This is a genomic window from Micromonospora sp. SL1-18, assembly GCF_047921505.1.
In the GTDB taxonomy this organism is placed as follows: Bacteria; Actinomycetota; Actinomycetes; order Mycobacteriales; family Micromonosporaceae; genus Micromonospora.
The window spans coordinates 1-6,672 of the sequence record NZ_JBLROA010000130.1; the positions used below are offsets into that span (position 1 = coordinate 1).

Annotated in this window: 7 protein-coding genes; 2 read left to right on the top strand and 5 right to left on the bottom strand. The window is 71.4% G+C overall.

The genetic code is table 11. The annotated features are described in order from the left end of the window. Positions 1–13 precede the first annotated feature (13 nt). Complete coding sequence (locus ACNAW0_RS29605; RefSeq protein WP_416291336.1) at positions 14–1,501, bottom strand: MFS transporter; 1,488 nt, start codon at positions 1,499–1,501, stop codon at positions 14–16. A gap of 66 nt (positions 1,502–1,567) precedes the next feature. Further along, positions 1,568–1,804 carry a hypothetical protein gene (locus ACNAW0_RS29610; RefSeq protein WP_416291337.1) on the bottom strand — a complete coding sequence of 79 codons (237 nt, stop codon included), beginning with the start codon at positions 1,802–1,804 and terminating at the stop codon, positions 1,568–1,570. Between the two features lie 147 nt (positions 1,805–1,951). Here ACNAW0_RS29610 and ACNAW0_RS29615 point away from each other — a divergent pair, with 147 nt between their 5' ends. Together ACNAW0_RS29615 and ACNAW0_RS29620 are read left to right on the top strand one after the other, a co-directional pair. Continuing rightward, a complete protein-coding gene (locus ACNAW0_RS29615; RefSeq protein WP_416291338.1) occupies positions 1,952–3,115 on the top strand; it encodes a geranylgeranyl reductase family protein in 1,164 nt (387 codons plus the stop codon). 35 nt (positions 3,116–3,150) lie between these two features. Continuing rightward, positions 3,151–3,339, top strand: coding sequence for a hypothetical protein (locus tag ACNAW0_RS29620; protein WP_416291339.1), 189 nt, complete (start codon positions 3,151–3,153; stop codon positions 3,337–3,339). 59 nt (positions 3,340–3,398) lie between these two features. On the opposite strand, the gene ACNAW0_RS29625 is transcribed toward ACNAW0_RS29620, so the two are convergent. The 3 genes from ACNAW0_RS29625 to ACNAW0_RS29635 all read right to left on the bottom strand — a co-directional run bounded on the left by ACNAW0_RS29625 (position 3,399) and on the right by ACNAW0_RS29635 (position 6,393). After that, positions 3,399–5,204: a bifunctional metallophosphatase/5'-nucleotidase gene (locus tag ACNAW0_RS29625; protein WP_416291340.1), complete on the bottom strand. Its 1,806-nt coding sequence runs from the start codon at positions 5,202–5,204 to the stop codon at positions 3,399–3,401. Between the two features lie 212 nt (positions 5,205–5,416). After that, positions 5,417–6,070, bottom strand: coding sequence for a nucleotidyl transferase AbiEii/AbiGii toxin family protein (locus tag ACNAW0_RS29630; protein ID WP_416291341.1), 654 nt, complete (start codon positions 6,068–6,070; stop codon positions 5,417–5,419). Beyond that, positions 6,067–6,393 carry a hypothetical protein gene (locus ACNAW0_RS29635; RefSeq protein ID WP_416291342.1) on the bottom strand — a complete coding sequence of 109 codons (327 nt, stop codon included), beginning with the start codon at positions 6,391–6,393 and terminating at the stop codon, positions 6,067–6,069. The genes ACNAW0_RS29630 and ACNAW0_RS29635 overlap by 4 nt, the downstream gene beginning before the upstream one ends. Positions 6,394–6,672 lie beyond the last annotated feature (279 nt).

Consider the following 6,672-nt stretch of genomic DNA (forward strand, 5'->3'; position numbering starts at 1 on the left):
GTGTCTCCAGATCTCAATGGAGTTCGGGCGACCCGGGCGGTGATTCGGCCGGGGAGGCGGAACCGGACCGACGGTGACCCATCACGATGTCCACCAGCGCGGCGATGAGCGCCAACGCGATGATCGCCGCGGCCAGCAGCAGGGACTGCCGGAACGCGGCGGCCCAGTCGCCCCGGGTGCCGGCCAGGGTCGAGAAGAACAATGCGCCGACCGCCGCGATCCCGGCGGCCGATCCGATCCGCTGCCCGGTCTGCAGCATGCCCGCCCCGCTGCCGGCCTGCGGCACCGGCACCTCCGACAGGGTCAACGTCTGGTTCGGCGCGATGACCAGGCCACTGCCGAGTCCGGCCACCAGTAACGGCGCCGCGGTCAGCAGCGGCACCGAGACGTGCGGTGAGTCGCGCAGCACCCACACGGTCGCGCCGAGGCCGATCACCACCACCAGCAGGCCGACGCCGACCAGCGGCCGGCCGTAGCGGTTGACCACCCGGCCGCCCACCGCGGCCGCCACCGCCGAGCCGAGGGCGAACGGGGTGATGGCCAGTCCGGCGGTGAGTGCGCTGTAGCCGAGACCGATCTGCAGGTACAGGGTGAAGATGAAGAAGATCGCGGTGAACCCGGCGAAGTAGAGCAGACCGATCAGCGTGCCCAGGGTGTACGAACGCAGCTCGAACAACCGCAGGTCGAACAGGGGCGGTCGGCGGCGCGCGTACCGCCGCTCCCACAGGCCGAATGCGATCAGGAAGACCAGCCCGGCCAGGATGAGCAACCACTTCGCCACGCCCGGCCACTGCTGCCGCTGCACCAGCGGGAGCAGCACCAGGGTCACTCCGACGCCGAGCAGCAGCACGCCGATCGGGTCGAGCCGGTGCCGGTCGGGCACCCCGGTGGGACGCGCCGGCATCAGCCGCCAGCCCAGCAGCACGGCGATGATGCCGACCGGCACGTTCACGAAGAACACCAACCGCCAGCCGTGCTGCTCGCCGCCGGCCTGGATGAGCAGCCCGCCCAGCAGCGGGCCGACCGCGGTGGAGATCCCGATGGTGGCGCCGAGCAACCCGAACGCCCGACCCCGCTCGGCCCCCCGGAACAGCTGCTGGATCATGCCGGTCACCTGAGGGTTGACCACCCCGGCGGCGGCGCCCTGGACGAGCCGGGCGCCGATCAGCCACAGCGGCGCGGCGGCCAGCCCGGCGACCGCACTGGTCAGTGTGAACAGGACCAGCCCGGTCACGAACCCGATACGCCGGCCGCGCGCGTCACCGAAGCGCCCGGCCGGCACCAGGATCAGACCGAAGGTGAGCGCGTACCCGGACAGCACCCACTGCAAATCGCTCGGCGTCGCGTTCAGCGCCCGGTCGATCGAGGGCACGGCCACGTTGACGATGCTGACGTCCAACAGCGTCATGAACGCGGCGACCAGGCCAACACCGAGCGCCCGCCAGCGGCGCCGGTCGTCGTACCCGGCGGTGGCCGCCGGTGCCGACCGGTCCGTGCTCATCGCACCCCCCGAAGGCCGCCGCTCACGCATCCACGATCGCTACCCGGCCCCTGGCAAACGACGCAGTCACGCCATCTGGCGCGCACACCACCGTGGGCCGAAGTCGAGTCCTGCCATCGGGGTGTCCTCGCGGTGTAGCAGGCCCCGTTCGGTGAGCATGTGCAGCGGCTCGCGTAGCTCCTCCTCGGTCATCCCGGCCTGCTCGGCGATCAGGTCGGGATAGGGTACGTCCCCCCGCACCTCCAGCTCGGTTACCGCCTGGTACACCCGTTGCTCGATGTCGGACAGCTGTACCTGCTGCATCGTGCCCTCCTCGACGTGACCCGCCAGACCGGCGGGTGGTCTCGCCCGGCGGTTACCCCGAGGGCCCCCGATGATGCCCACCCGAACGGGGGGTCGCGCCGGGCACGAGAATCGGCGTCGCCCGCCGGTCTGCCCTAGGCTGCACCAGTGATCATTTGGGATCTCGCCGTCGTTGGTGCCGGCCCCGCCGGGCTCTCCGCCGCCCACGCCGCGGCCCGGGCCGGCGTCCGCACCCTGGTGCTCGAACGCGCCACTCACCCCCGCTACAAGACCTGCGGCGGCGGGCTGATCGGCACGTCGTTGGCCGAGGTGGTCGACCGGATCGAGGTGCCGGTCCACGACGGGGTCGACCGGGTCACGTTCACCCAGGATGGGCGACGCGGCTTCACCCGCCGGCACACCAGCCCGCTCGTGAGCATGATCCGTCGCGAGGAGTTCGATCATCGGCTGCGGGCCGCCGCGGCGGCCGCCGGGGCCGAGGTCCGCGAGGGCGTTCCGGTCCGCGCCGTCGAGCAGGACCCCGACGAGGTACGCCTGCGGCTGGTTGACGGCGACGCCGTACGCGCCCGCGCGGTCATCGGCGCCGACGGCTCCTCCGGCGTCACCGCCCGGCACGTCGGGGTGGTCCACCGCCAGGTCGACCTGGGACTGGAGGTGGAGCTGCCGGTTCCGCCCGCCGAGCAGGAGCGCTGGCGGGGCCGGGCGCTGATCGACTGGGGGCCGGTCCCCGGGTCGTACGCCTGGGTCTTCCCCAAAAGCGACCGGCTCACCGTCGGCGTCATCTCCGCTCGGGGCGAGGGGGAGCGGACGCGGGCCTACCTGCGCGACTTCGTGGCCCGGCTGGGCCTGTCCGGGCTGACCCCGGAGCACGACTCCGGCCACCTGACCCGGTGCCGCACGGAGGACTCGCCGCTGCGCCGCGGCCGGGTCCTGGTCGCCGGTGACGCGGCCGGCCTGCTGGAACCGTGGAGCCGGGAGGGGATCAGCTTCGCCCTGCGGTCGGGCCGGCTGGCGGGCGAGGCGGTTGCCGGCGGCGACCTGGACGCCTACGAGCGTGACGTACGCCGACAGTTGGTGCCCGAGATGCTGGCCGGGCATCGGCTTCTGGAGATTTTCGAACGGCGGCCCGACGTGTTCCACGCGCTGCTGGCCACCCCACCCGGCTGGCGGATGTTCGCCCGCTTCTGCCAGGGTCGGGCGAGCTTCGACCGGGTCCTGGTCCGTCGCCCCGTACGGGCCGGCCTGGCCCTGCTGGACCGGCTTCCGGCTCGTCGGCCGAGGGCGGCGGCGTACCCACGTCGTAACGGTTGATGCGGGTGGTGGACATCGCGGCGCATCATGTCGTCATGAGCGAGCCGAACGAGTCGTTCACCGACGAGGAGTACGCGTTCCTTCGGCACGTACGCTTCGGCGAACTGCCGCCTGGGGTGTGCCCGGAGGATCGGGTGGAGTTGACGGAGACGGACGCCCGCCGGGACCGCCCGGAGCCGGCCGGCAGCCCGGAGGAGTGGACCCTGCGGAACAGCCCGGGCTGAGGCCCCGGAAACGGCCGACGGGCCGCGGATGTCACCCACGGCCCGTCGAACGGTACGGATCAGAAGACCGGCACGCCCTCGCGGACCAGCTTCCAGTTCGGCACGAAGAAGTCGGCCGGGTTGATGGCGCCCTTGGCCTGCGCCCACTCGATGAGCAGCTGACGGATCTCCTGCTGCTCGTTGTAGACCTGGGTCTTCACGACGCCGGGGAAGTTGCCGCCACCGCTGCGCCGGTAGTTGTTCACCGCGACCACGAACTGCGCGTCCGCGGGGACCGGGGTGTCGGTGCCCGGCAGGACCAGGCGGGTGATCCGCTGGCCGACCGGCTTCGAGATGTCGATGTCGTAGTCGACACCCGAGAGCGTGTCGTAGTTGTAGTCCGGTACGGCCGGGTCCGCGATGGTCGCCGGGTTGACGGGGGCGCCGACCGGCAGGGTCTTGAAGTACTTCGCCGAGTACTCCAGGTACGCCTTCACCTCGGCGCCGGTCATCACGACCGCCTCGAGGGTGTTGTCGTACACGTAGAGGCCGGCGACGTCGCGGATCCGCACGTCACCGGCGGGGAACACCGCGGTACGGCTGAACGGCGCCGCGATCGACAGCACCGGCAGGCCCGCGTACGCGGTGCCGGCGAGGGCTGCGGTGACCACGTCGGTCTGGACCTTGTTGATGAAGTCCAGGATCGGGGTGTCCTTGTAGCGCGACTCGGCGGCGGAGAGCTGCACGGTGGACTGCGCGACGACCTGGTTGACGTAGTCGACCGTCTTGGTGTGCTGGCCGCGCACGGCCGCGAGCACCGCCGGGTCCTCGACCACGGTGTTGGTGTTCAGCATGCTGGCGCGCTTGCCGACCACCTTCCAGCGGCCCTTCTCCCGAGTGAGGGTGAAGTCCATCCGGGTCAGCCGATATCCCCACCGCGACGGCTCCGAGGTCAGGACCTGCTCGCCGGTGGCCTTGTTGGTGACGAACTTCTCCGGGATCTCGTTGTGGGCGTGGCCGAAGAGGATCGCGTCGATGCCCGGCACCTGCTCGGCGATCAACGCCACCGGGTTCTCGTTCGGCAGTTCCGGCCCGTAGCTGGAGGTGCCGCTGTCGCCGCCGTGCGCGGAGATGATGACCAGGTCGGCGCCACGGTCCCGCATGATCGGCACCCACTTCGCGGCGGTCGCGATCATGTCCTCGAAGACCAGCTTGCCCTCGACGTTGCCCTTGTCCCAGATGGCCACGCCCGGGTTGGTCAGGCCGAGGATGCCGACGTTCAGCGCCGGCGCGCCGTGCCCGCCGAGGTTGAACGGCTTGATCACGTACGGCAGGTAGGCCGGCTTGCCGGTCTTCTCGTTGATCGCGTTGGCGGCCAGGGCCGGGAAGCCGAGCTGCTCGATCCACTTGGCCAGCAGCGGCAGGCCGTAGTTGAACTCGTGGTTGCCCAGCGTGACGGCGTCGTAGTTCAGCACGTTCATCGCGTTGGCCATCGGGTGCGTCTCACCGGTGACGGTGATCGGCTCCTGCTTGGCGTAGTAGGTGGCCAGCGGGGTGCCCTGGATGGTGTCACCCGCGTCGAGGACCAGGGTCGCCTTGCCCGTGCGTTCGGTACGGATCTGGTTGACCAGGGTGGCCAGCTTCGCGACGCCGACGTCGTTGTGCTGGCTGTCGTCGTACTCGGCGTCCTTGTAGTAGTCCCAGTTATAGACGTTGCCGTGGGTGTCCGAGGTGCCGAGGACGGTCAGGTCCCAGGTCGTCGTACCGGTGCCGTTGCCGGTCGACGCGGCGGCCCGGGCGGGAGCGCTGGCGAGCAGGGGAGCGGTCGCGGCGGCGGCCGCGACGGCCAGCACCTGGCGGCGCGAGGCGCCGGAGGGGGAGGTCATGAGGTGCCTTTCCGTGGGGAGTGGACGCGCCGCGTGGGCGCCGTTGCGCACCATAACGAGCGGCTGTCGCTCGCGCCACATCGCCCCGGCGTGTTTCACCTCGGTGCCGGTCCTGCTCGCCTCGCTGTAACACGGCGGTCACTCCGTGGTCGTCTTCACGCAGGTCAACGCGGTCGTCTTCACGCAGGTCAACGCGGCCGGGTTACGTCCGGTCAGCGGGGCCAGGCGGCCATCCGGCGGCGGACCTCGGCGACCTGGGCCGGGTCGAGCCCGTAACGGGTGAAGCGCCGATCCGGCACCCGGTCCAGGTAGCGGCCCGCCGCCCGGACGTCCGAGAGGTCCAGCGCCGGATCCACCTGGCGGGCCAGCTCCAGCAGCTCCGTCACCTCGTACCGGTCCAGCGCGGCGGCGACGTCGATGTAGTCGCGTACCTCCCGGCGGTTGACCAGCGCGGCGGTCTTGTTGGCGATCAGGTCGCGGACGTCCATCACCGGGCCCAGGTCCATCACCACCGGACTGCGGTACCGGTCGAGCCGGGCCAGGCTGAGCCGGATCTGTCGGCCGTCCCGGCTCACCACGAAGTCCCGCATGTCCCGGTCGAACCCGTCGAACAGCTCCGCGAGCTCGCTGTCCGGGTCGGCGTCTAACACCTGGTAGCCGGCCCGCTCCAGCGCGGCCCGCACCCCGGCCGCCGCCGCGGCGGCCGCCCCCTCCACGTCGGCGAAGAGGTCGACATCCTCCGTCGGCCGGGTGACCAGGCCGTGCGCCGCCCAGGCCACCCCACCGCCGAGCACGAACCGGTGCGGGCCGGCGGCGGTCAGGGCCACCCGCGCCACGTCCCGGTAGAAGTCGTGCAGGTGGCTCACGCGGTACGCAGGTCCCGGTGGCGGCCCTCCCAGGCGAGGCGTACGCCCCGTGGCAGGTTCAGCCGCCGCCACACCCGGCGCAGCGTCCGCCCGTCGATCAGCTCGCGCAGGTCGTTGACGCGGGTGGTCTCCCGCAGCACGTTCTCGTACATCCAGAGCAGGTCGTCCGGGTCGCCGAGATCGAAGGCGCGTTCGCTGCTCCACATCAGGCGTACCGGCAGCTCGACGATGCCCCAGGTGGGGCCGGTGAGCTCGGTGAGGGTACGAGCCACCACGGCGGGACGCCCGGGGCGGGCGAGGTACGCGCTGGTGGTGGCCGGCATGCTGTCAGGGTAACCCCTGCCCCCGGTTTTCCCGCTGTCCGGTGTGCCCGGGTCCGCGTTGGTTGCGGTTTCCGGGCATGGCCCGTGTCGTGGTCGGCCGCCGTTGCGTGTCGGGTGGGTAGTGGTCGACTCGGTGTGCGGGATGTCGTGGTGTCGGCGTTGAGTCGGATGTCGCCGTTTGCGGGACACGGAGTGGATCATCGGGGGCTTGTGGCCTTCTGTCTGGGTGTTCTGCGGTCTGGTGTCCGGTTGGCGGGTGGTCGGCGGCGTCGCCAGCCT

Excerpts from the sequence above, each read along its gene's own strand:
- ACNAW0_RS29605 (WP_416291336.1), bottom strand. The coding sequence starts at position 1,501 with ATGAGCACGGACCGGTCGGCACCGGCGGCCACCGCCGGGTACGACGAC.
- ACNAW0_RS29610 (WP_416291337.1), bottom strand. The coding sequence starts at position 1,804 with ATGCAGCAGGTACAGCTGTCCGACATCGAGCAACGGGTGTACCAGGCG.
- ACNAW0_RS29620 (WP_416291339.1), top strand. The coding sequence starts at position 3,151 with ATGAGCGAGCCGAACGAGTCGTTCACCGACGAGGAGTACGCGTTCCTT.
- ACNAW0_RS29625 (WP_416291340.1), bottom strand. The coding sequence starts at position 5,204 with ATGACCTCCCCCTCCGGCGCCTCGCGCCGCCAGGTGCTGGCCGTCGCG.
- ACNAW0_RS29635 (WP_416291342.1), bottom strand. The coding sequence starts at position 6,393 with ATGCCGGCCACCACCAGCGCGTACCTCGCCCGCCCCGGGCGTCCCGCC.